Below are 24,907 nucleotides of genomic sequence, written 5' to 3' on the forward strand. Positions count from 1 at the left end.
CGCTTATTTTCCGTATTGTTCGCAAATTTCATTGACCGCGGCGCACACGCGCGCCACGTCGCCTTCGGTCATCTGCGTGAAGAGCGGCAGCGTGACCGTCGTCGCCCCGAAGCGCTCGGCGTGCGGGAACATGCCCGGCTTGAAGCCGCGCTCGCGGTACAGCGTGAAGAGGTGGATCGCAGGATAGTGCACGCCCGAGCCGATGCCGCGCAGCTTCAACTGCTCCATGAAGCCCGCGCGGTCGAGTGTCAGGCGCTCGAGCGGCAGCGTGATCTGGAACATGTGCCAGTTGGTGTTCTCGAAGTCGGCGACCGGCAGCCCGGCGCCGAGCTTCACCGCCGCGCCGCCTTCGAGGCGCTCGAAATACGCGCGCACCAGCTTGCGGCGCTGCGCGTTGAAGCGCTCGATGTGCGCGAGCTGGCCGAGGCCGACGCGCGCGGCGACGTCGGTCAGGTTGTACTTGCCGCCGAGCACGTCGCAGTCCATGCCGTCGAAGCCGGTGCGCGTGATGCCTTGCAGACGGTACTTCGTCGCGAGGACCGCTTCTTCCTCGTTGTTCAAGACGAGCGCGCCGCCCTCGATCGACGTCAGATTCTTGTTCGGATGGAAACTGAACGAGACGATGTCGCCGAGCTTGCCGATGCGCTCGCCCTTCCAGGTCGAGCCGAACGCCTGCGCGGCGTCTTCGATCACGCGCAGCTGGTGGGCGCGGGCGATCTCGTAGAGCCGGTCCATGTCGACGGGCAGGCCTGCGAGATAGACCGGGATGATGGCCTTGGTGCGCGGCGTGATCGCCTTTTCGACGAGCTCGAGATCGATATTGCGGGTGACGGGATCGATGTCCGCGAACACCGGCGTCGCCCCGACTTCATAGATGACGTTGCTCGTCGCGACCCACGACGCGGGCGTCGTGATCACTTCGTCTCCGGGGCCGACGCCGGCGATGCGCAGACCGATTTCGAGCGTCGCCGTGCCGGAGTTGAACGCGCGCACCGGGCGGCCGCCGAAGTACTCGGACAGCGCGGCTTCGAAGCTCTGGTTCTGAGGGCCGGTCGTGATCCAGCCGGAGCGCAGCACGTCGGCGACGCCCTGAATCGTTTCCTCGTCGATCTCGGGCCGCACGAACGGCAAAAAGGGGAGTGATTCCTGACTCATGGATGCGTGGCTCGTGTAAGGGTTGGCAAGCGGTTCGCGCCACTTGTGGCGGCGCGGCCGCGGTTTATGCATTTGCTTAAAGCACTGACGCACTGACGACGGCATCAGCGCGTGGGTTCGGGTATCAATCTACGCGTGACTCTATCTCGCGATGCGCAAGGCGCGGACCATCCGGCATGGTCAGCTGCGCGCAAGCACGACTACGCCGATCAGGATGATGCCGATGCCGACGAGACGCTGGACCGACAGCACCTCGCCGAACAGATACCAGGCGGCGAACGCGTTGACGACATAGCCGAGCGAGAGCAGCGGATACGCAATCGACACGTCCACCCGCGACAGCCCGACGATCCACACGCCCACGCTCACCACATAGCAGGCGAGGCCGCCGATGATCGGCAATTGCGTCGCGAGCTTGAATCCGATGGGCAGAATGTTCGCACGGGTGAATTCGAAGTGTCCAACGGCATTCACGCCGGCTTTGAGGAGCAATTGCGCACCGGCGTTCAGGGCGACGCCGGTCAGGATGCAAAAGAGCGAGATCGGGTTCATCGGTACTTGGGTGTCAGGCGGGATTGGGTCAAGGTTGCGTCGCGTCGACGGGCTTTTCGACGATCACGCGGCGTGCGTCCTGGGCGATCACCTGCATCGGCAGTTGAGCGGCGGCAAGCGCGTGGTAGCGGTCGACCGGAATCAGCGCAAGCGCGTATTTGCCGGCCTTCCAGCGCGCCTCCCATTCGGCGATGGTCGGCACCCATTTCTGCGGCTCCTCCGTCACGCCGAAGCGCAGCTCGTCGGCGTTCTCGACCATGATCATCGTATGGCCGACGTAGAACGGCACAGTATGGTCGAGCACGCCGACCGAGTAGAACGGCGTATCGGGCGGCAGCTTCGCGAGCGCCGCCTTGACGGCGGGCGCGAGCAGCACGCCCGAGCTCTGGCGGCCGAACACGTCGTGGCCGGTGCCGGCGATGGTTCCGAGCATGAGCCACGCCGCGCCGAACGCGATGGCCGCGGGCATCGGGCCGGCGTGCTTGCGCCGGATCAGCGCGATCGCCGCGAGCGTCAGCACGAACGCGACGCCGATCGCCGCCCAGACCCACACCTGGTAGTCGCGATAGAGCGCATTCGGCGTGCGCGCGTCGCCCTGGGTCCCGAGGAAGATCGTCCCGAAGGCGGCGACCACGAGGAAGATCGCGTAGCCGATCCAGTGACGGCGCAGCGTCTCCCGCTCGATGAGCGGCAGGTGCATGCCGAGCAGCAACGCGAGCGAGGGCGCGATCGGCAGCACGTACGAAATCAGCTTCGAATGCGACGCGCTGAAGAACAGGAAGATGAAGGCCGACCAGATGAGCAGCATCTTGGCCGGCGCAAAGCCGTTCGGCTGCCGCGGCAGCAACACCGCATGGCGGATGCTCCGCCAGCCGATCGACAGCCACGGCAGGAAACCGACCAGGATCACGATCGCGAAGTAGTAGAACGGGCCGGGCCGGTTCTGCTCGGGCGTCAGGTAGCGCGCGAACTGCTGGACGATGAAGAAGAAGTTGAAGAACTCCGGATTGCGCAGTTGGACGAGCACGAACCACGGGGTCGTGATCGCAAAGAAGAGGATGAGCCCGCTCGCCAGATACAGACGCTTCCAGAGCCCCAAGTCGCGCTCGATCAGCGTATAGACGACCAGCACCGCGCCCGGCAGGATCAGGCCGATGAGCCCCTTGGACAGCACCGCGAGCGCCATCGACGCCCAGCAGACCCACATCCAGAGTCTGACCTCGCCTTTCGGGAGCCCTGGCCGCTGCGCGATCAAGAGCGAGCACAGCGTGAGCGTCATCCAGAACGACAGGGCCATGTCGAGCGAATTGAAGTGGCCCATCAGGTTCCAGTACGGCGAGCAGGCGAGGATGACCGCGGCGGCGAGACCGGCGGTCGCGTTGAACAGGCGCGCGCCCGTGTAGCCGACGAGCAGCACGCCCGCAAAGCCGGTCAGCGCGGTGTACAGACGCGCCTGCCATTCGCCGATGCCGAACCACGCGAACGTGAGCGCATTGGCCCAGGTTTGCAGCGGCGGCTTTTCGAAATACTTGTAGCCGTTGTAGCGAGGCGTGATCCAGTCGCCGGTGACGAGCATTTCGCGCGCCATTTCGGCGTAGCGGCCTTCGTCGCTCGGCAGCAGGTGGCGCCAGCCGAGCGGCACGAACCACACGATGGCAAGCGCAAGAACGAGGAGCAGCAGGGCGGTGCGATTGAGCGGTAGCCGGGTAGGCGTATCGTTCATTTTTGTATGTGCCTGTCAGTCGGTGCCGCACGAAGGCGGCGTGGTGAGCATGGTGAAGCGCGAGCGCTTGCGCAGCCTGGCCGGCGCCGGCGGCGAACCAATTGGGTTCGCGCAAATCCGGCGGCGCGCAGCCGAGCGCCGTGCCGCCGGCGACAAACCCCAAGCGGCAGCTAGCGGCGCGGATGATACACGCGCTGCCTTAGCAGCGGCTTATGCCTCGATCAGCAGCGCGGCCGCCACCTTGCGGCCTTCTGCCATCAGAATGTTGTAGGTCCGGCAGGCCGCCATGAAATCCATGCTCTCGACGCCGATACGCTTGGCCGCCAGTGCGGCCGTGAGACGCGGATGCGGAAAGCGCAGGCGCGAGCCGCTGCCGAACACGACGACTTCCGGAGCCGGCGCGATCAGATACTCGAAAAGCTCGGGTGTGAGCGCATCGAACGACGACACGGGCCAGGGGATGACGGGGGCATCGGGCAGCACGATGATGCTGCCTTCGTAGCGCCGCAGATTGACTTCGACGTAGCCGGCGCCGTAACCGGTCACGGTATTGAGGGCGCCGCTCGAATCCTGATGTAATTTCAAATTGGTTATCCGTTGTGCCGATGGGTCTCGCGCCCGCCGGGCCCGCCAAGCGGACAGCCGGCCTCTTTTCCCCGTGCGGCCGGGCCACGCAACAAGATGCCAGGGGCAAAGGCGCCGGAACGGGGCAACAGAGGGCGAAGGCGCGCCCGGGAACGGCCGAAAGCGCTTGCCGCACGCGATTGGTGCATTGCGGAAGTCGGCCAAAATCCGCTAAATTATAACTTTTTAGCCGCTCCACTGCGGCTGCCGCTTTGTGCGCCGCCATAAGCCGCGCACAGCCGCCGCGCACAGCCGCCGCGCACAGCCGCCGCGCACAGCCCCCATCAGACAAGTCCTTCGTGAGCGTGCTCGGACCGGCCGCCCCCGAGCGCCGGCCAGTGCTAGGCTTCCCCGTCTTCAGGCTTTCCCAGGAATAGTGCCCGCCGTGAAACCGATTCTGAAATCGAACAAGCTGCTAAACGTCTGCTACGACATCCGCGGGCCCGTGCTCGAACACGCCAAGCGCCTGGAGGAGGACGGCCACCGTATCATCAAGCTGAACATCGGCAACCTGGCGCCGTTCGGCTTCGACGCGCCGGACGAGATCATTCAGGACATGATCCGCAATCTGCCGATGTCGTCCGGCTATTCGGATTCGAAGGGCGTGTTCGCGGCCCGCAAGGCGATCATGCATTACACGCAGCAAAAGGGCGTGCAGGGCGTCGAGCTGGACGACATCTACATCGGCAACGGCGCGTCCGAACTGATCGTGATGGCCACGCAGGGCCTCCTGAACGACGGCGACGAAGTCCTTCTGCCGGCTCCGGACTATCCGCTGTGGACGGCCGCCGTGAGCCTGTCGGGCGGCACGCCCGTGCACTACTTGTGCGACGAGGCGAACGCCTGGATGCCCGATCTCGACGACATCCGCGCGAAGCTCACGCCGAACACGCGCGCGCTCGTCATCATCAACCCGAACAACCCGACCGGCGCGCTGTACTCCGACGAACTCCTGCTCGACCTGATCGAGATCGCGCGCCAGCACGGCCTCGTGATCTTCGCCGACGAGGTCTACGACAAGATCGTCTACGACGGCAAAAAGCACACTTCGGTGGCGGCACTGTCCGAAGACGTGCTGACGGTCACGTTCAACAGCCTCTCGAAGAGCTACCGCTCGTGCGGCTATCGCGCGGGCTGGATGTTCGTCTCGGGGCTGACCGGCGACAACCGCCGCCGGGCGAAAGACTATTTCGAAGGCCTCGGCATCCTCGCGTCGATGCGCCTGTGCCCGAACGTGCCGGGCCAATACGCGATCCAGACCGCGCTTGGCGGCTATCAGAGCATCAACGATCTGATCGTGCCCACCGGCCGGCTCTACAAGCAGCGCCAGATCGCCTACGACATGCTGACGTCGATCCCGGGCGTGACCTGCGTGAAGCCCGAGGCGGCGCTCTATATGTTCCCGCGCCTCGATCCGAAGATGTATCCGATCGACGACGACCAGCAGTTCATCCTCGATCTGCTGCTCGAAGAGCGCGTGCTGCTCGTGCAGGGCACGGGCTTCAACTGGCCGAAGCCGGATCATTTCCGCGTCGTGTTTCTGCCGAATGCGGACGATCTGGCCGATTCGATCAACCGCATTGCCCGTTTCCTCGACGGCTACCGGAAACGGCATGCCGGTTGACGTGCCTCACGCAAATTTCGGGTTCGCCGACGCCCTGGCTCGGGGCGCCTTACCGGTCCCTTATCATTAACGCTTCACTTTCATAGAACACACACGCTGCATGGAACCGATCAAAGTTGGCCTTTTGGGCTTCGGCACGGTGGGCAGCGGCACCTTTACGGTACTGCGCCGCAACCAGGAAGAAATCAAACGCCGCGCGGGCCGCGGCATCGAGGTCGCGCGCATTGCCGTGCGCAATCCGGCCAAGGCGCGCGCCGCGCTCGACGATGACGCGCTGTTTTCGCTCGTCACCGACAACTTCGACGCCGTCGTCGACGATCCGTCGATCGGCATCGTCGCCGAAATGATCGGCGGCACGACGATCGCGCGCGATCTCGTGCTGCGCGCGATCGCCAACGGCAAGCACGTGGTGACGGCCAACAAGGCGCTCCTTGCCGTGCACGGCACCGAGATCTTCGAGGCGGCGCACGCGAAGGGCGTGATGGTCGCGTTCGAAGCGGCCGTCGCGGGCGGCATTCCGATCATCAAGGCGCTGCGCGAAGGGCTCACGGCCAACCGCATCCAGTACATCGCGGGCATCATCAACGGCACGACGAACTACATCCTCTCGGAGATGCGCGAGCGCGGGCTCGACTTCGCGACCGCCTTGAAGGGCGCGCAGGAGCTAGGCTACGCGGAAGCCGATCCGACATTCGATATCGAAGGTGTCGACGCCGCGCACAAGCTCACGATCATGAGCGCGATCGCGTTCGGCGTGCCGGTGCAGTTCGAGCGCGCCTACATCGAGGGCATCAGCAAGCTCGCCGCGATCGACATCAAATACGCGGAAGACCTCGGCTACCGGATCAAGCTCCTCGGCATCGCGCGCCGCGCCGAGCGCGGCATCGAATTACGCGTGCATCCCACGCTGATTCCGGCCAAGCGCCTGCTCGCGAACGTCGAGGGCGCGATGAACGCGGTGGTGGTGCACGGCGACGCGGTCGGTTCGACGCTGTACTACGGCAAGGGCGCGGGCGCGGAGCCGACGGCGTCCGCGGTGGTCGCCGATCTCGTCGACGTGACGCGCCTGCACACGGCCGACCCCGAGCATCGCGTGCCGCATCTCGCGTTCCAGCCGGATAGCCTCTCGAACACGCCGATCCTGTCGATCGACGAGGTGACGAGCGGCTATTACCTGCGTCTGCGCGTGGCCGATGTGACCGGCGTGCTCGCCGGCATCACGCGCATTCTCGCCGATTCGGGCATCTCGATCGATGCGCTGCTTCAGAAGGAATCGGAGGAAGTGGACGGCGGGGACGAGACCGACATCGTCATCATCACGCACGAAACGCTCGAGAAGAACGTGAACGCGGCGATCCGCGAGATCGAGGCACTCTCCACGGTCGTCTCGAAGGTAACGAAGCTGCGCATGGAAGCGCTGAACTAGGTCACCCAAATAACCCCCACGCTCCCAGTGGTCGCTGCCCCCCGAGGGGGCGGTACTCTTGGGGCGGCCCCGGCGAGTACTGACATGAACTACATCTCCACGCGCGGCGCCGGCATCGGCGAGCGCCATACATTCTCCGGCATTCTCCTCGGCGGTCTCGCGAAGGACGGCGGCCTGTATCTGCCCGCCGAATATCCGCGCGTCCCGGCCAACGAACTCGCGCGCTGGCGCACGCTGTCGTACGCGGATCTGGCCTTCGAGGTGCTGTCGAAATTCAGCGACGACATCCCGGCCGACGATCTGCGCGCGCTCACGCGCCGCACGTACAAGGCCGATGTCTACTGCAACGTGCGCGACAGCGAAAGTGCCGCGCAGATCACGCCGCTCAAGCCGCTCGGCGTCGAGTCGGGCGCGCAGTTGTCTTTGCTGGAGCTGTCGAACGGTCCCACGCTCGCGTTCAAGGACATGGCGATGCAGTTGCTCGGCAACCTGTTCGAGTACACGCTCGGCACGACCGGCCAGACGCTGAACATCCTCGGTGCGACGTCGGGCGATACCGGCAGCGCTGCGGAGTACGCGATGCGCGGCAAGAAGGGCATCCGCGTCTTCATGCTGTCGCCGCACAGGAAGATGAGCGCGTTCCAGACCGCGCAGATGTACAGCCTGCAAGACCCGAACATCTTCAACATTGCCGTGGACGGCGTGTTCGACGACTGCCAGGACATCGTGAAGGCGGTCTCCAACGACCACGCGTTCAAGGCGAACTACAAGATCGGCACGGTCAATTCGATCAACTGGGCGCGCGTCGTCGCGCAGGTCGTCTATTACTTCAAGGGCTATTTCGCGGCCACCAAGAGCAACGACGAGCGCGTGTCGTTCACCGTGCCGTCGGGCAATTTCGGCAATGTCTGCGCGGGCCACATCGCGCGGATGATGGGCCTGCCGATCGAAAAGCTCGTCGTCGCGACGAACGAGAACGACGTGCTGGACGAGTTCTTCACGAGCGGCATCTACCGCGTGCGCGGCTCGGCCGAGACCTATCACACGAGCAGCCCGAGCATGGACATCTCGAAGGCGTCGAACTTCGAGCGCTTCGTGTTCGACCTGCTCGGCCGCGACCCGAAGCGTGTGCTGCAACTGTTCCGCGACGTCGAGGAGCAGGGCGGCTTCGATCTCGCGGCGAGCGGCGATTTCGCGCGTGTGCGCGAGTTCGGCTTCGTGTCGGGCAGCAGCACGCACGCGGACCGCGTCGAGGCGATTCGCGACGTCCATCGGCGCTACGACACGATGATCGACACGCATACCGCCGACGGCCTGAAGGTCGCGCGCGAGCACCTGCAAGCAGGCATTCCGATGATCGTTCTCGAGACCGCGCAGCCGCTCAAATTCGGCGAAACGATCCGCGAGGCGCTCGCGCGCGAGCCGGAGCGGCCCGCCGCGTTTGCCGGGCTGGAAGCGCTGCCGCAGCGGTTCGAAGTGCTGCCGGCCGATGTGCAGCAGGTCAAGGACTTCATCGCCGCGAATGTGCGCGATTGAGCGACGCTGATCCGAATATCGAAACAACCGGCCGTAGCGGGCGAGACGCGCAGCTTCCCTCTAAGCGGCGCCTTGCGCGGCCTCTCGACGAGGCCGCTACAATGTCCTTTTAAGACTCGTCCGTCAGATCGATGTCCACGCCTTCCTCCCCAGCGCCGCGCGCGCCGATGCTGTCGACCGCCGAGGCGCTCGCCACGCTCCTTGCCGCGGCACGTCCCCTTGGCGAAACGGAAACCGTCGCCACGCTCGATGCGCTGAACCGGGTGCTCGCCGCCGACGTTGTTTCGCCGCTCGACGTCCCGCCGATGCATACGAGCGCGATGGACGGTTACGCGGTGCGCGCAGCTGACCTGTCCCACGGCGACCGGCGCCTGCCGGTCTCGCAGCGGATTCCCGCGGGCCACGCGCCGCAGCCGCTCGCGGCGGGCACGGCGGCGCGCATTTTCACCGGCGCCACGCTGCCGCCGGGCGCGGATGCCGTGGTGATGCAGGAGCAAACCCAGGCCGCGGGCGACGAGGTCGAGATTCTGCACACGCCGAAAGCGGGCGAATGGATTACTGCGCAAGGCGCCGACATCCGGCGCGATTCCGTGATTCTGCCGGCCGGCACGCGGTTGACGCCGCAGGCGCTCGGACTGGCGGCATCGATCGGCTGCGCGGAATTGACGGTCACGCGGCGCGTGAAGGTGGCGGTGTTCTTCACCGGCGACGAATTGACGATGCCCGGCGAGCCGCTCAAGCCCGGCGCGATCTACAACTCGAGCCGCTTCACGCTGCGCGGCTTGCTCGAGCGGCTCAATTGCGAAGTCACCGATTACGGCATCGTCCCCGATCAGCGCGACGCGACGCGCGCGACGCTGCGCGAAGCGGCGCGCGAGCACGATTTGATCCTGACGTCGGGCGGCGTATCGGTGGGCGAGGAGGATCACGTGAGGCCCGCCGTCGAGGCGGAGGGCCGGCTTGCGATGTGGCAGATCGCGATGAAGCCCGGCAAGCCGCTCGCGTTCGGCGCGGTCCGCCGCGCAGACGAAGAGGGGCAGGCGAACGAAGCGTACTTCATCGGTTTGCCCGGCAATCCGGTGTCGAGCTTCGTGACGTTCCTGCTGTTCGTCCGGCCGTTCCTGCTGCGCATTGCAGGCGTGCAGCACGTGGCGCCGCGCACACTGTCGCTGCGCGCGGATTTCACGCAGACGAAGGGCGATCGCCGCAACGAATTCCTGCGCGCACGCGTGAACGCGGCGGGCGGTCTCGACCTGTTCCCGAACCAGAGCTCGGCGGTACTGACGTCGACGGTATGGGGTGACGGTCTAATCGACAATCCGCCCAACCACGCGATCAGCGCCGGCGAGACCGTGCGCTTCATTCCTTTTTCCGAACTCCTGAGTTGACGGTGGGCGCGGCGCTTGCCTGAGCGAACCGAGGCATGGCGCTGCAACGTCGAGGAACCCCAGCAAGATGAAGATTCAACTGAGATATTTCGCAAGCGTGCGTGAGGCGGTGGGTCTCGCCGACGAGTCGGTGGAGCTGCCCGACAGCATCGCGACAATCGGCGACGTGCGCGCGTGGCTGCGCGTGCGCGGCGGCGTGTGGGCCGAAGCGCTCGCCGAGGGCCGCGCGTTGCGCATGGCCTGCAATCACACGATGACGGACGCCGCCGCGCGCATCACCGACGGCTGCGAAGTCGCTTTCTTCCCGCCCGTCACGGGCGGCTGACACGCGCGACACGGCGCGTTCCGATGGGAGGTATCGATGAGAGTCCGCGTTCAAACTGCCGATTTCGATTTGACCGCCGAGGTGGCGGCATTGCGTGCGGACAATCCGAAAGTAGGCGCGGTTGCGTGCTTCGTCGGCACCGTGCGCGACTTGAACGACGGCGAGAGTGTCGAGGCGATGGAACTCGAACACTATCCCGGCATGACCGAAAAGGCGCTCGAAGCGATCGCCGCCGATGCGCGCCGCCGCTGGCCCGGGGCCGACGTGCTGATCGTTCACCGCGTCGGCAAGCTCTATCCGCTTGATCAGATCGTGCTCGTCGCGACGACGGCGGCGCATCGCGGCGACGCGTTTGCCTCCTGCGAGTTCGTGATGGACTACCTGAAGACCCAGGCGCCGTTCTGGAAGAAGGAAACGACGGAAACGGGCGAGCGCTGGGTCGATGCGCGCGTGACCGACGACGCGGCGCTCGCGCGCTGGAGCATCGATTCGGGCCACGCAGGTGGGCCGGCAGGCGCGCCGGCCGGCAATGCGGACCGCGCCGAATACGACGAGTAGGGCGCCGGCCGTTCAGCTGTGATGATGTGAGCGCCCGGAGGCGTCAGTGAGCCGGAGTGTCGTCGTCGCTCGCCGTACGGCCGATGATCTTCGCCGGAAACGGTTCGCCGCGCCGCGCGGGCGGATCACCGCCGCCCTCATCTTGATCGCGCCGTTTGGGCGCGACCCGATCAAGCAAGGCCTGCTGCTCGGCCGGGACCGCATAGTCCCAGCCGAACCGGCTCAACTGCAGGCTTTGCGCAATCCGCAGCGCCGGCTCCATGAAGCGCACGGCGGCAGCCGGCTCATAACGGCCTTCGACGGTATCCAAAAAGAGATGAAGCCACCGGCTGAAATGGCGCGGCTCGATGCCGTCGAGCGGCGCATGCGCCTGCTGAACATTGCCGCGGTACTGCTTCGCGCCGAGCACGAGGCTGCCCCAGAAAGTACACATCTTTGGCAGATGATCGTCCCAGCGGCCGGCCAGCACCGCGTCGAAGACGGGGCCGAGCAGCGCATCGGCGCGGACGCGGTCGTAGAACGCATAGACCAGTTCACGGATATTCGCCTCGGTGGGCTCCATATAGCGGGAATTTGGCGGAATGTCCGAAGGCGGCATGGCGGTTGAATTCATCTGACGTATTGCGCGAATTTAAATGATTCGTTGCGGGTATAAAAAGGTGTTAAAAACGGGTGAAGCAAATCTCTGTTTGGTAGAACGTTAAATTGTTATGCCAATCGCTCGACTAGGCGAAATATGAAGCACAATGGCGTTCTGGAAATGCGCTAACCTGCATCTAAAATGCATGTTATGGCGAAGTCAGATCGTCGGCAACCCTTTGCCCAGCACGGTTTTTGCCGGATGTTAATGGCGCGCGTTGCCGTTGTGCGCCTGACCACCATTGCACTCATGAGACTTACCGACTATACCGATTACGCATTGCGCGTAATGCTGTACCTCGCGGTGCGCGAAGACGGATTGGCGACGATTCAGGATATTTCGGATGCCTATGGCATTTCGAAGAATCATCTGATGAAAGTCGTGCAGCGGCTCGGAGAATTAGGCTGGATCGAAACGATCCGCGGCCGCAATGGCGGATTGCGCATTTTCGAGCCGTCGCTGCAATTGAGTGTCGGCGAAGTGGTGCGCGCCACCGAGAGCGATTTCGCGCTCGTCGGCTGTTTCGCGGATGAAGGCGTCGTGCCGCGCACTTGCGTCATCGAGCCGCACTGCCGTCTCAAGCAGGTCTTCCACGAGGCGCGCAACGCGTTTTTCGCGGAGCTCGATCGCCACACGATCGCCGAGCTGGCCCAGCCGGCCGCACCGCTCGCGGCACTGCTCGGCTTCCGGCCTCTGCTGCCGATTGCCGTCAACGGTGCAGCGCCACCCGACTGAACGAGCGCCGCCGCCGGACTTGCCGTATTTCAACAGAAGCTGCCCGTTCGCGCGAAAAATCGGGAAATAGTGCTTGAAACACGCAAGAGACGCCTCATTTTGGTGTTATTCGAAAATTGGAGGTCTCTTGATGAGAATCGACAAACTCACCACCAAATTCCAAGAGGCGCTGGCTGATGCGCAAAGCTTGGCCGTCGGCCACGGCAATCAGTACATGGAGCCGCTCCACCTGCTGGCCGCGCTCGTCGCACAGGAAGACGGTTCTGCGCGCTCCTTGCTCTCGCGTGCCGGCGTGCACGTACAGGCGCTGCAAACGGCGCTGAAGGACGCGATCTCGCGCTTGCCGCAAGTGCAGGGCACCGACGGCAACGTGCAAGTGAGCCGCGAACTGAACGGTCTCTTGAACCAAGCCGACAAGGAAGCGCAGCAGCTCAACGACACCTATATCGCGAGCGAAATGTTCCTGCTAGCCGTCGCCGACGACAAAGGCGAGGCGGGCAAGCTCGCGCGCCAATACGGCCTGACGCGCAAGGCGCTGGAGTCGGCGATCGTTGCGGTGCGCGGCGGCGCGCAGGTGCACAGCCAGGACGCCGAGAGCCAGCGCGAAGCGCTCAAGAAATACACCATCGACCTGACCGAGCTTGCCCGCGCGGGCAAGCTCGACCCGGTGATCGGCCGCGACGATGAAATCCGCCGCTCGATCCAGATCCTGCAGCGCCGCACGAAGAACAACCCGGTGCTGATCGGCGAGCCGGGCGTCGGCAAGACGGCGATTGTCGAAGGGCTCGCCCAGCGCATCGTCAACGGCGAGGTGCCGGATTCGCTCAAGAGCAAGCGCGTGCTGTCGCTCGACATGGCGGGGCTGCTCGCCGGCGCGAAATATCGCGGCGAGTTCGAGGAGCGCCTGAAAGCGGTGCTGCACGACATCGCGAAGGACGAAGGGCAGACCATCGTCTTCATCGACGAAATCCATACGATGGTGGGCGCGGGCAAGGCCGAAGGCGCGATGGACGCGGGCAACATGCTGAAGCCGGCGCTCTCGCGCGGCGAACTGCATTGCATCGGCGCGACCACGCTCGACGAATACCGCAAGTACATCGAGAAGGACGCGGCGCTCGAGCGCCGGTTCCAGAAGGTGCTCGTCGACGAGCCGTCGGTCGAGGCGACGATCGCGATCCTGCGCGGCTTGCAGGAGAAGTACGAGCTGCACCACGGCGTCGAGATCACGGACCCGGCCATCGTCGCGGCCGCCGAGCTGTCGCACCGCTACATCACGGATCGCTTCCTGCCGGACAAGGCCATCGACCTGATCGACGAAGCCGCTTCGAAGATCAAGATGGAAATCGATTCGAAGCCGGAAGAGATGGACAAGCTCGACCGCCGTCTCATTCAGTTGAAGATCGAGCGCGAAGCCGTCAAGAAGGAAAAGGACGAAGCGTCGCAGAAGCGCCTGCAGCTGATCGAGGAAGAGATCGAGCGCCTGAACCGCGAGTATTCGGATCTCGAAGAGATCTGGACCGCGGAGAAAGCGACGGTGCAGGGCAGCGCGCAACTGAAGGAAGACATCGAAAGGACGCGCGCGGAAATCACGCGCTTGCAGCGCGAAGGCAAACTCGAGAAGGTCGCCGAATTGCAGTACGGCAAGCTGCCCGAGCTCGAAGCGCGCCTGAAACAGGTGACGCAGGCCGAAGCGCGGGAGCAGAACAACCCCACGCGTCCGCGTCTCTTGCGCACGCAGGTGGGCGCCGAGGAAATCGCGGAGGTCGTGTCACGTTCGACAGGCATCCCGGTGTCGCGGATGATGCAGGGCGAGCGCGAAAAGCTGTTGCAGATCGAAGAGAAACTGCATGAGCGCGTGGTCGGCCAGGATGAGGCGATCAGTGCGGTCGCCGATGCGATCCGCCGCTCGCGGGCGGGTCTGTCCGATCCGAACCGTCCGTACGGCTCGTTCCTGTTCCTCGGGCCGACGGGCGTCGGCAAGACGGAGCTGTGCAAGGCGCTGGCGTCGTTCCTGTTCGATTCTGAGGATCACCTGATCCGTATCGACATGAGCGAGTTCATGGAGAAGCACAGCGTCGCGCGCTTGATCGGCGCGCCGCCGGGCTACGTCGGCTACGAGGAAGGCGGCTATCTGACCGAAGCGGTGCGTCGCAAGCCGTACAGCGTGATCCTGCTCGACGAGATCGAGAAGGCGCACCCGGACGTCTTCAACGTGCTGCTGCAAGTGCTCGACGACGGCCGCATGACCGATGGCCAGGGGCGCACGGTCGACTTCAAGAACACAGTGATCGTGATGACGTCGAACCTCGGCTCGCAGCTGATCCAGTCGATGGTCGGCGAATCGCAGGAGGCGGTGAAGGAAGCGGTCTGGGCCGAGGTGAAGCTGCAGTTCCGGCCCGAGTTCCTGAACCGGATCGACGACGTCGTCGTGTTCCATTCGCTCGATCGTTCGAACATCGAATCGATTGCGAAGATCCAGCTGCAGCGGCTGCACGATCGCCTCGCGAAGCTCGACATGCAGCTCGTCGTGTCCGACGCGGCGCTCGAACAGATCGCCAAGGTCGGCTACGACCCGCTGTTCGGCGCGCGGCCGTTGAAGCGCGCGATCCAGCAGGAGATCGAGAATCCGGTCGCGAAGCTGATTTTGGCCGGCAAGTTCGGTCCGAAGGACGTGATTCCGGTCGAAGCGGAGAACGGCAAGCTCGTGTTCGAGCGCGTCGTTCACTAAGCGAACGACGCGATGCGCTGCCGGGCGCGTGACGGCCCGACACGAATGAGCATCGTGCATCAGTGTTGGAAAAGCAAACACCCCGCCTTAGCGCGGGGTGTTTGTTTATGCGCGAGACAGATGCGTCTGTTGCTCCTCCGTGTGCTGCAAAGCGAGCCCTGAATACCGGGCGCGACGATACTGCGCTCAGGCGTCCTTCTTGCCGAACAGCCCGCTCGCGAGCGAAGCCAGGCCGCCGGCGCCGCCGAGCGAGCCGAGCACGCTCGACAGATCGAGCTGGCCACTCGCCGGCACTTGGCCGTCCGGCGTCGCGCTATTGACGACGTGCGGCAGCACCTGCGCGAGCAGTCCCGACACTTGATCGGGCGACACGCCGGCCTTCTGCGCGATGCCGGAGAGCGCGTCGGAACCGAGCACGCTCTGCAGCGTTTCAGGCGAGATCGCTTGATTCGCGCCGTTGCTGATCCACGAATTGACGATGTCGCCCGCGCCTTTTTCGTGGAACTGCTGGACCAGGCCGCTCAAGCCGCCGGGCTGGTTGTTGACGAACTCCAGTGCGGCCTGGATCAGATTCTGGCTGCCTTCGGGCGACGAATTGCTGCCGAGCAGGGAGGAGACGGTGTCGAGCAAGCTCATGACGGACTCTCTAGGGCGAACGGCCTCACGCGTGACGCTTGATGCCGGTGGGTGGACGGTGCCGCGCGCGGGCGCGGCGCACAGGGGGCGAATAAGGGCGATCAGCCGCCCGAAGCAGCGGCGGCCGACGCCGCCTTGCCTTTCTTCGACTTCTTCGATGCCTTGCCGCCGGACGCCGCCATCGGCGCGCTCGCGGCGGTGCTGGTGGAAGCCGCTGCCGTCGTCGACGGCGCGGTGCTCTTCGACATGGCCTTGGCGGCCGGCGCCGAAGCGGCAGGGCTCATCGTGCCCATCGTGCTCTTCGTGCTCTTGCTGCCGGCACCCGTCGGCGGCGCCGACGATCCGCCGATCGTCAAGCCTTCGGCCTCGAGCTTCGTCACCGATTTCGTGCCGAGGCCCTTGACGCGATTCGCGAGATCGTCGGCGTCCTTGAACGGACCGTTCTTGGCGCGCTCGTCAAGGATGGCCTTCGACTTGACGGGGCCGAGCCCCTTCAAGCTTTCGAGCGTGGTCTGGTCGGCAGTGTTGACGTCGACGGACGACGCAAACGCCGCGGACATCGTCAGGAAGCAAGCAACGCACAGCAGTAACAGCTTCTTCAGCATGGCAACGACTCCATTGAGGGCAAGGGGAAACAGCCAGGAACGGACGGCGCATGGCAGCAGGCGCTGCCGATAAGCATAGGACAATTTGCGCGCCCTCTTATGACGCGGTCAGAGTTTGCCCGCGCTGCGAGAGCGGTGTAAAGCGCAACTGACCCTATCTGACGATTCATTCGAGAGCTATTGACGCGGCGTTTCACGCGTGCCCTCCAGCGAGGCGGCACGCTTGGCGCTTGCGCCGCGCACCTCGAAGCGCACGCTGTCGGCGACGTTGCCGCGGGTGTCGACGAGTTCCAGCACATGCGCGCCGGGCCACGGCAGCCAGGCAACGCGCGACGCGCTGCCGAGCGCCCGGCCGTCGAGCCGCCACGTGCTGCGTGAGGACGAACCCGGCGCGCGTTCGAACCAGACGCGCTGACGTGCCGGCGGGATGTCGGGGTCGAGCGCGAAGATCGTGCCGTCGGTCGGACCGGCGATCTGCGGCGCGGCCGCTTGTGCGTTGCCCGTTGCGTTCGGGGTAGCCGCCGCATTCGCGGCCAGGCCGACGAACGGCGTTTGCGTGCCGGACATGAACCAGTCGTCGCGCGCGGGTTCGAGCGCGTTCTCGAACACGACGTGCGTCTTCACGACGCCCGCCGGGGCGGCCGGCGCGACGCTCGGCGTGTTCCGGTGGAGATATCCGGCGATCGCCGCCCAGACCGGCGAGGCGCCGCAGACGCCGGAAACGTCCCACATCGGGGTACCGTCCGCGTTGCCGACCCATACGCCGATCGTGTAGCGCGACGTGAAGCCCACGGTCCAGTTGTCGCGCATGTCCTTGCTGGTGCCGGTCTTCACGGCCGAGAAAAAGCGCGTCGCGAGCGGGCTGTCGAAGCCGAACGTGCGCGTGCGCGCGTTGTTGTCCGACAGGACGGTCGTCACGATGAAGCTCGCATCGCGGCTGAAGACGCGGGTCTCCTGGGCCGCCGATTTCGAGGTGGAAGACGCGTCGCGCGGAACCTCGAACGTCGGCCGCAGCGCGCCGCCGTTTGCGAGCGCGCGGTACGCGTTGGTCAGCGTGAGCAGGTTCACGTCCGCGCTGCCGAGCGCGAGGCTGTAGCCGTAGTAGTCGCCTTCCTGCGTGAGCGGCAGGCCGAGCGCGGTGAGCGTTTTCGCGAAGCGGTGCGGCGTGAGCATCACCAGCGTGCGCACCGCAGGCACGTTCAGCGACGATCCAAGCGCCGTCCGCACGCTAACCCAGCCCTTGAAGCCTTTGTCGTAGTTCTGCGGCATGTAGAGGCCGCCGCCGGCGGCGAGGTCGAGCGGCGCGTCGTCGAGCAGCGAAGCGGTCGTCACGCGCCGCTCGTCGATCGCCTCGGCGTAGAGGAACGGCTTGAGCGTCGAGCCGGCCTGCCGCAGCGCGAGCACCGCATCGACGTCGCGCGCCTTCGACAGCGCCCCCGACGAGCCGACGTACGCGAGGATGTCACCCGTGGCGTTGTCGATGACGATGGCCGCGCCGTCCTGCACGTTGCGCCGGTGGGCGGGCGCGTTCAATTCGATCAGCGTGCGCGTGAGGGTGTCGCGCGCGAAGCGCTGTAGGCGGGCGTCGAGCGTCGAGCGTACGCGCATGCCCGCGCTCGGATGGACTTCGTTAGCGACGCGGCGCGCGAAGTGAGGCGCGAGCGCATCCGAATCGGCGGCCGGGGTCGCGACGGCGGTCGCGGCAGTTGGCGCCGGACGCGCAAACGCAAGCTGCACGAAGCCGTCGAGGTTCGCGCAGCCGCTTGCCGAATTCATGTCGCGCAGGATGCGGCACGCGCGATCCGCCACTTTGCGATAGGGCGCGTTCGGCGCGCGGATCAGCGCCGCGGCGACGGCCGATTCGCGCTCGTCGAGCCCGGACGGCGCCTTGCCGAAGAGCGTTTGCGAGAGCGCGGCGAGGCCGACAGTCTCGCCGCGAAACGGCACGAGGTTCAAGTACGCTTCGAGGATCTGGTCCTTGCGCCAAGTCCGCTCGAGCCAGAGCGCGCTCGCGGCCTGAGCGGTCTTCTGCGCGATCGATCGTTGTCCTGAGCGTTTCGGGTCGTCGTCGAGCAGGCCGGTGAGCTGCATCGTGACCGTCGACGCGCCGCGCGTGCGCGTGTTCCACAGATTGCCCCAGGCCGCGCCCGCGACGCCGCGCCAGTCCACGCCGTTATGCGCGTAGAAGCGCTTGTCCTCGGAGACGACGATCGCTTGCCGCAGCGCGGGCGATACCTCCGCTAGTGCGACCCAGTCGCCGCGCCGCTCGCTGCGGCCGACGCGCGTGCGCTCGAGCGGCTCGCCGTCGCGTGAGAGCAGCACCCAGTCGGAGCTGCGCCAGTCGCTCTTGACGGTGTCGAACGTCGGCAGCGCGACGGCGTAAAGCGGGAGCATCGCGAGCATGGCTACGGCTGCAGTCCGCAGCGTGGCACGCGTCGCAGCCCGGCGTGCGCCGCAGCGCGGCGGCGCGTCGTCATGCGCTGGCAACTGGAGGGCGAACGTCAAAGTCGGCATGGCAGGCTCACTTCGCCGCAGGCGCCGGATGCACGACCCATTGCGCGTTCGGCAGCACGCCGAACGTCGAGGGCGCATAGAGCGCCTCGACGCGCGTCGGCGGCAGGCCGAACGTGCCGGCGTTGTTGAGGCGCACCGTGTACTCGACTGAGAATTTGCCCTTCGGCACGTACTCGTAGTACGCGCGATAGCCGTCGAAGCCGCGCTCGACGAACGCGGGCCAGGTGTCGCCGCGCTGCTTTTCGCCCTGCGTCGCCGCTTCCGAGTCGCGGCCGAGGCCCGAGCCGAGGATCGTCGCGCCGGCCGGCACCGGATCGTTGACGACGACCCAGGTCATGTCCGTCTGTGCGTCGATATCGAGGTGCACGCGCACGATGTCGCCGCGCGTGAAGGTGCCTTGGGGGGCGCCTTTGTCCGCGGGTTCGAGCGGCGTCATGGACTTCGTGATCCGGTACCCGGCCGCGAAGGGCGCTTTCAGGGCGACGGCGGCGAGGCTTTCGATCGTCGCCCACGGCTTGCCCGTGCCTTCCTGCGTTAACGTGAGCGGCGCGGTGGTTTGGGCAGCGGGCCACGGCAGCAGCTCGCTGCGCACGCTGCGGGTGCGAGCGGCGGGCGAGGCGGTGACATTCGATGCGGCCTGCGCAGAACTCGCGGCGGGCGTGGCCGTGGCCGGAATGGCCGCGCGCCAGCCGATCGTCTTCGTGACGCCGTCGAGCTGAAGCTTCGTTTGCCCCGTGACGGGCGTGCTCTCGAATGCGCGCGAAAATCGCTCGACGGCCAGCGATCCGTAGACGTTGGCTGTCGTCGTTTGCCACGCGCCGCGGCTCTGCAGCGCGAGCATGCCGGCCACGAGCCGCGGCATCTCGTCCTTCCAGCCGGGGTTGTCGATGAACGCGAGGGCCGTGCGCGCGGCGTTGACTTCGGGATCGGTCATGAGCCACCAGAGCGTGTCGCCGGCTTCGGTCGAGAACGTCAGGCGCGTGCCCTGGTACGTGAGCCGCGCGCGCAGAATCTGCTCGGCCTGCGCGAGCTTGTCGGCGCGTTGCGGAACGTCCTTCATCCGCGACAGGATCTGGTAGTAGTCGAGCACTGCCGAGGTGGGCCACTGGTTCGGCGCAATCTCGATCGAGCCGAGCATGCGCGCGTTGCCCGCGCCATAGCGCGACAGCGCCTCGATCGCTGCGAGCTTGCGCAGGTCGAGATCCTTGCGCGGCGCCCAGAAATTGCGCTCGATACGGCCTTCGACAAAGCTCGTGAGGCCCGCTTCGAGCTTGCTGCGCAAGTCGTCGGGGAGGGCGAAGCGAGGATCGAGCTTCGACGCCTCGTCGGTGACGGCGAGCAAGTATGCCGACAGCGTGGGGCTGCCTCGGCTCGGGCCGTCGTCGCTCGGCGGGAAGTAGTTGGCGAGGCCGTCGCGGTCGAGATAGACGGGCATGCGCGCGATCACTGTCTGCCATGCTCCCGCGTCGCGCAGGCCGATCGCGCGCGAGGTCTGCTGTTCGAGGCAGGTATACGGGTAGCGCTCGAACCAGCGCGTGACGCCGGGCATGCCGTCGGACAGCTTCGGCTGCAGCGAGACCGCAATGCCGCCGCGCAGGACGCCGGCTTGCGTCGATGTCGCGTTCGCGGGCGCAGCCACTGGAATCGACAGCGTGCCGTCCACCTGGGCGAGCGTTGCCTGCTGGACCGTGACGGGCACCGCCGCGCCGACGCGCTGCGAGAGCTTGAGCGCATCGGCCGCATGCGCGCCGCCTTGCTCGGCGGCGTTCACGGTCCACGTGAGCGCTGGCAGCGGAGCGTCGGCAATGCCGTCGGGCGCTGTCGCCGTCCACGCGATTTCCCGCGCCGAATCGGGCGCGAGGTCGATCGTCTGCGGCGCGAGCGTCAACGGCGCCGCGCTCGGTGTGACGACAACCTTCATCGCGCGCGCCGTCGTATTGCGCACCGTGAACTGCGCGCGGAACTGATCACCCTCGCGCACAAGCGGCGGCAGGCCCGAGATCAGCTGCAAATCCTGCGTACTGCGGATCGACGCGCTGCCGCTGCCGAACTGGCCCGTGCCGACCGCGGCGATGGCAACGATCCTGAAGCTCGTCAGCGAATCGTTGAGCGGCACCTCGACGCTCGCTTGCCCGTTCGCATCGAGCGTCACGCGCGGGTTCCACACAAGCAGCGTGTCGAACAGCTCGCGCGTCGCGCTTCTGCTCCCGCCGCCGCCCGCGGGCACCGCCTTGCGGCCGAAGTGGCGGCGTCCGACGATTTCCATCTGCGCGGTCGAAGTCTCGACGCCGTAGGCGCGCCGCGGCAGCATGGCGTCGAGCACGTCCCAGCTAGGGTTCGGCATCAGCTCGAGGAGCGCTTCGTCGACCGCGGCGACCGCGATCTGCGTGCCGGCCGGCGCCGGCTTGCCGCCCGGCAATTGCACGCGCACGGTGACGTGCGACTTGCCGCGCACGGGGTACGACTTCGCATCGGGCGTGACCGTCACCGCGAGCCGGTGCGCCGACGTGCCGACCTCGATCTCGGCGAGCCCGTAGCGGAACGCGGGCTTCGAGAGATCGACGAGCGGCGTCGGTGCCCTGTACTGGCGGCCCTCGTACCAGAACGCGCGCACCCATTCGAGCGGCGCCTTCCAGCCCCAGGTGAAGAACGAGTACCACGGCACTTCGTGAATGCGCCCGCGCAGCGCGAGCACCGACACGTACACGTTCGGCCCCCACGCTTCGTCGACCTTGAGTTCGACGGTCGGGTCCTGGCCGTCGAGCTGCACGACGCGGGTCTCGATGATGCCTTCCCGCTCGACCGCGACGAGCGCCGTCGCAAAGCGGAACGGCATGCGCACCTGGAAGCGCGCGGTCTCGCCCGGCTCGTAGCGGGTCTTTTCCGGAAGCACATCGATGCGGTCGGTGTTCTCGCCGCCGAACCACAGTTCATCCTCGCGCGTGACCCAGACGGAGGTGCTGGCCGTCGATGTGTGGCCGTCGCCGTCCTTCGCGACCGCGACCAGGTCGATGTTGCCGGCGTCGCGCAGCTTCGCGTCGCAAGCCAGGAGGCCGTGATCGTCGCTCGTGCCGCGGCACAACGTGCCGAGGTCGCGCGTTTCGGTGTGGTTGTCGTACGCGTAGAAGCCGCCGACCATGCGCTTGCGCGAGGTCGTCATGATGCGCGCGACGCCGCGCACTTCGAGCGCGACGCCCGCGCGCGGCTTGCCTTGCAGATCGACGGCAAGCGCCTTGACCGGCACCGTATGGCCGACCGACACCCAGCGCCCCGACTTGATGCCCGCGACGACGGCCGCGGGCCACAGCGTCGCATTGCCGCCGATCGTCTGCACTTCGCCGTTCGGATCGGCGAACGTGGCTTCGAGTGCGAGGCGTTTCGGCGCATCGACGCTCGGCAGGTTTTTCAGCACGAGGCTGCCCGAGCCGTTGCGATCGAGCGTCATGGGCTCCTTGTCGGCGACGAGCTTCGCGGCTTCCTCGGCTTCTTGCGTGTCGCTGTCTTCGTCGGACGAGGCGTTCTCGGCGCCACCGTTGTTGTCGTCCGCGTGACGCCGGTACGGCGCGAAGCTGAAATCGGGGAAGCGGCCGGTGAAGGAGGGCGTCGCCGGCTTCACGAGCGCCGACACCTGCACCGGCAGATTCGACGCCGGGCCGCCCGACACGTAGTCGATCTGCACCGCGACGGGGGCTTCCTTCGCGGCGACGAGCGGGCTCGTCTTCTCATTGCGCACGGCGATCGTGCCCTTGAACACCGGCAAGCGGAATTCCTCGACGCGAAAGCTCCCGCTGCCGTAGCTGCCGCGCGGGGAATCGCCTGAGTCGCTGTTGTCGTCGCCGTGGTCGCCTTGACTGTCGATCGTGCTCGCGCCCGCGTCGCCGTCGTCGAGCGACACGCTGTACTCGCCGAGCTTCGCCGACGCCGGAATCGTGAACGTCGAATCGGCGGTGTGATCGGCGGCCCAGGTGAGCGGCAGACGGTACGTCTGGCCGCTGCCGAGATGGCGAATCGTGACGCGCGTCGGGTACTGCTTCGGAAACGCGAAGCCGTGCAGCGTCTCGACGCGGATCAGATGCTTCATCGACACCGTCTCGCCCGCGCGCAACAGCGTCCGGTCGAACACGGTATGCGCGCGCACGGTCTCGTTCGTGCCGAGATCGGTCGGCACGTTAAAGCGCCACGATTCGATGCCGCGATTCCAGTCCGACTGGACGAAGGCCATGTCCGGGCCGGTCTTCGGATCGTCGATGCGTGCCGACACGAAGAAGCCGCTGAAACGGTCGTCGTCGCAGCGCCGCTTGGCTTCGAGCGGCCCGTCGATCGTCAGGAGGCCGCGCGCGTCGGTCTTGCCCGACGCGATTTCGTCGCCGTTGCAATCGGACACGTGCACGTTCGCGTTCGGCACGGGCTGCCCCTTGTCGAGCGTCGTCACCCAGACGACGCTGTTCTCGCGGCCCTGCTTGAAATGCACGCCGAGGTTCGTGATGAGCACCGCTGTGCGCACGTACATCGGCGCTGGCTTGCCGAGCAGCGATGCGCCGAGCGCGGGCGACGCCAGTTCGATCACATAGAAGCCCGGCTTCGCGACCGGAACGCCGACGACTTCGAACGGCCGCAGCGTCTTCGGGTCGGCCTTCGGCAGGTTCAGCGTTTCGACGCCCTTTTGCCCGGCGAGCAGCGACAGCGAACGGACATCGATGAGCGGGTCTTTGCGGCTTTCGTCATCGGCTAGTGCTTCGTCGTCAGACGCGCTTCGCGGCGGCGGCACGATCGCCGCCTTGGGGTTGCGTGCGAGCAGGCCCGGCACGAGCTTGTCGATCGACGACTTGTTCATGCCGTATTCGTCGAAGCGCTCGACGAGCTGCATCCAGCGGCGAATGTCGCTGTCCGCGCCGACTTGCAGTTTCGTGAATTGCGCGTTGCCCGCGTTGAGACCCTCGATGTGCAGGTCGGCTTCGACGTGGCGCAATGTGACGGGCACGAGCGGCGGCATGTCGGCTTCGGCATAGCGCTCGATGATGCCGAACGTCGACGACGAGAATTTCGCGAGCGGGGGCATCGGCGCGGTCCGCGTTTTCAGCGGGAAGAGGTCGGCGTTCGAGAGCGATCTGCCGCTCGCGTCCTTGAGCGACTTGGGTACGTCGATCGTCAGTTCCGCGTGCTCGGGCAAGGGCGCTGCGAATTCGACGGCGGCCGTTTCCGGGTCTTTGTCGTCCGGCGCGAAGCTCGGCGCGATCGCGCCGTTCGGGCCTTGCACGCGGAGCTTCTCGGCATCGGCGCGCTTGATCGGCGCGTTGAACTGCAGGCGGATCGGCCGCAGCGGCGTGCAGGGCGCCTTCGCGTTCTCGCGCTCGCACGAAAAGCTCGCGGCGAACGGCTCGCGCACCGTGTAGTCGAAGCGCCGCTCGACGTCGTTCGCGATGCCGCTCGGGCTTGCCACTCCCTTGCCGTAGACGAGCTGCATCTTCGCGCTCGACGGCAGCGTTTGCTGGCAAGCGAGCGTCAGCACGCGCGCGCTTTCTTTCTTCAAGCGGAAGTGATCGAGGAGCGCGTTGCGCGTCGCGGCATCGGCGTACTGCACCGGAATGCGATTACCGAGCCCGTTCGATTCGCACCAGACATGCTCGCGCACCGACGCTTCGGTCGCGGGGCCGTTGAGCTTCACGACGAAAACCTGGTTCTCTTCGATCTCGCCGCCGTGCGGCATGACGTCGGCGGGGAACGGTCCGCCCGTTTCGAACGCAAACCGGCGCGCGCCCGTCACCGCGTTGCCGGCGCTGGACTTCAAGCCGCTATTCAAGTCGATCGTGCAGCGCACGCCGGGAGGCAGGTCGTTCGTGAAATCGTAGGCCCAGGTCTTTTCGTCGATCCAGCGGCCTTGGCCGCTCGTCGCCGCTGCGTCGTTGCAGTGAAGCTGCGCGGGGTTCGGCAGATCGGGCGCGCCGAACGGGACCATCGCTTCATCGAATTTGACGACGGCCTGCCGAACCTGGGCGACCTTGCCTTGCGGCGACACGCTGACCGTGCGCGCGGCATCCGCCCGCCAAGCCGTCATGCCGGCGAGACCGATGACCACAGCCGTCGCGACGGCCCACCTGAATTGTTGTTTGACTTTGTCGCTTCGCATCGGCTGCACTC

The 24,907-nt window shown here is 66.1% G+C and carries 17 protein-coding genes; 8 read left to right on the forward strand and 9 right to left on the reverse strand.

What is annotated here, in order from left to right; genetic code table 11:
- Nucleotides 1–3: 3 nt before the first annotated feature.
- The 4 genes from J3489_RS11885 to J3489_RS11900 form a co-directional block, all read right to left on the reverse strand.
- Entirely contained in the window at nucleotides 4–1,155 is a 1,152-nt protein-coding gene (locus J3489_RS11885; protein WP_206998148.1) for a DegT/DnrJ/EryC1/StrS family aminotransferase, read from the reverse strand.
- A gap of 180 nt (nucleotides 1,156–1,335) precedes the next feature.
- A complete protein-coding gene (locus J3489_RS11890) occupies nucleotides 1,336–1,707 on the reverse strand; it encodes an SMR family transporter (RefSeq protein WP_206998150.1) in 372 nt (123 codons plus the stop codon).
- Between the two features lie 28 nt (nucleotides 1,708–1,735).
- Nucleotides 1,736–3,430 carry a glycosyltransferase family 39 protein gene (locus J3489_RS11895; RefSeq protein WP_206998152.1) on the reverse strand — a complete coding sequence of 565 codons (1,695 nt, stop codon included), beginning with the start codon at nucleotides 3,428–3,430 and terminating at the stop codon, nucleotides 1,736–1,738.
- Nucleotides 3,431–3,640: 210 nt separating this feature from the next.
- The gene (locus J3489_RS11900; protein WP_206998154.1) at nucleotides 3,641–4,015 is read right to left on the reverse strand and encodes an Mth938-like domain-containing protein; all 375 of its coding nucleotides are present in this window, start codon (nucleotides 4,013–4,015) and stop codon (nucleotides 3,641–3,643) included.
- 415 nt (nucleotides 4,016–4,430) lie between these two features.
- Here J3489_RS11900 and J3489_RS11905 point away from each other — a divergent pair, with 415 nt between their 5' ends.
- The 6 genes from J3489_RS11905 (at nucleotide 4,431) to moaE (ending at nucleotide 10,911) form a co-directional block, all read left to right on the forward strand.
- On the forward strand, nucleotides 4,431–5,678 hold the full coding sequence (locus tag J3489_RS11905) for a pyridoxal phosphate-dependent aminotransferase (protein ID WP_309491366.1): 1,248 nt from the start codon (nucleotides 4,431–4,433) through the stop codon (nucleotides 5,676–5,678).
- 100 nt (nucleotides 5,679–5,778) lie between these two features.
- Nucleotides 5,779–7,104 carry a homoserine dehydrogenase gene (locus J3489_RS11910; RefSeq protein ID WP_206998158.1) on the forward strand — a complete coding sequence of 442 codons (1,326 nt, stop codon included), beginning with the start codon at nucleotides 5,779–5,781 and terminating at the stop codon, nucleotides 7,102–7,104.
- 84 nt (nucleotides 7,105–7,188) lie between these two features.
- The gene (thrC, locus tag J3489_RS11915) at nucleotides 7,189–8,640 is read left to right on the forward strand and encodes a threonine synthase (RefSeq protein ID WP_206998160.1); all 1,452 of its coding nucleotides are present in this window, start codon (nucleotides 7,189–7,191) and stop codon (nucleotides 8,638–8,640) included.
- A 131-nt stretch (nucleotides 8,641–8,771) separates the two neighbouring features.
- Nucleotides 8,772–10,028, forward strand: coding sequence for a molybdopterin molybdotransferase MoeA (locus J3489_RS11920; protein WP_206998162.1), 1,257 nt, complete (start codon nucleotides 8,772–8,774; stop codon nucleotides 10,026–10,028).
- Nucleotides 10,029–10,095: 67 nt separating this feature from the next.
- Nucleotides 10,096–10,353, forward strand: a complete 258-nt coding sequence (moaD, locus tag J3489_RS11925; protein ID WP_206998164.1) for a molybdopterin converting factor subunit 1 — start codon at nucleotides 10,096–10,098, stop codon at nucleotides 10,351–10,353.
- Between the two features lie 36 nt (nucleotides 10,354–10,389).
- Nucleotides 10,390–10,911: a molybdopterin synthase catalytic subunit MoaE gene (gene moaE, locus J3489_RS11930; protein ID WP_206998166.1), complete on the forward strand. Its 522-nt coding sequence runs from the start codon at nucleotides 10,390–10,392 to the stop codon at nucleotides 10,909–10,911.
- 43 nt (nucleotides 10,912–10,954) lie between these two features.
- Here the strand turns inward: moaE and J3489_RS11935 are convergent, their stop codons facing one another.
- Nucleotides 10,955–11,509 (reverse strand): group III truncated hemoglobin, encoded by a 555-nt coding sequence (locus J3489_RS11935; protein WP_206998168.1) that lies wholly within the window; start codon nucleotides 11,507–11,509, stop codon nucleotides 10,955–10,957.
- A gap of 291 nt (nucleotides 11,510–11,800) precedes the next feature.
- Between J3489_RS11935 and J3489_RS11940 the strand changes: the two genes are divergently transcribed.
- On the forward strand, nucleotides 11,801–12,286 hold the full coding sequence (locus tag J3489_RS11940; RefSeq protein ID WP_206998170.1) for an RrF2 family transcriptional regulator: 486 nt from the start codon (nucleotides 11,801–11,803) through the stop codon (nucleotides 12,284–12,286).
- A 130-nt stretch (nucleotides 12,287–12,416) separates the two neighbouring features.
- On the forward strand, nucleotides 12,417–15,014 hold the full coding sequence (clpB, locus tag J3489_RS11945; RefSeq protein ID WP_206998172.1) for an ATP-dependent chaperone ClpB: 2,598 nt from the start codon (nucleotides 12,417–12,419) through the stop codon (nucleotides 15,012–15,014).
- A 186-nt stretch (nucleotides 15,015–15,200) separates the two neighbouring features.
- Here the strand turns inward: clpB and J3489_RS11950 are convergent, their stop codons facing one another.
- From J3489_RS11950 to J3489_RS11965, 4 genes are all read right to left on the reverse strand, one after another.
- Nucleotides 15,201–15,650, reverse strand: a complete 450-nt coding sequence (locus J3489_RS11950) for a YidB family protein (protein WP_206998174.1) — start codon at nucleotides 15,648–15,650, stop codon at nucleotides 15,201–15,203.
- A gap of 101 nt (nucleotides 15,651–15,751) precedes the next feature.
- Nucleotides 15,752–16,255, reverse strand: coding sequence for a ComEA family DNA-binding protein (locus J3489_RS11955; protein ID WP_206998175.1), 504 nt, complete (start codon nucleotides 16,253–16,255; stop codon nucleotides 15,752–15,754).
- A gap of 177 nt (nucleotides 16,256–16,432) precedes the next feature.
- The gene (pbpC, locus tag J3489_RS11960) at nucleotides 16,433–18,658 is read right to left on the reverse strand and encodes a penicillin-binding protein 1C (RefSeq protein ID WP_242539980.1); all 2,226 of its coding nucleotides are present in this window, start codon (nucleotides 18,656–18,658) and stop codon (nucleotides 16,433–16,435) included.
- A gap of 118 nt (nucleotides 18,659–18,776) precedes the next feature.
- Nucleotides 18,777–24,896: an alpha-2-macroglobulin family protein gene (locus J3489_RS11965; RefSeq protein ID WP_206998177.1), complete on the reverse strand. Its 6,120-nt coding sequence runs from the start codon at nucleotides 24,894–24,896 to the stop codon at nucleotides 18,777–18,779.
- Between the last annotated feature and the right edge of the window lie 11 nt (nucleotides 24,897–24,907).

The organism is Trinickia mobilis (genome assembly GCF_017315705.1).
GTDB lineage: Bacteria > Pseudomonadota > Gammaproteobacteria > Burkholderiales > Burkholderiaceae > Trinickia_A > Trinickia_A mobilis.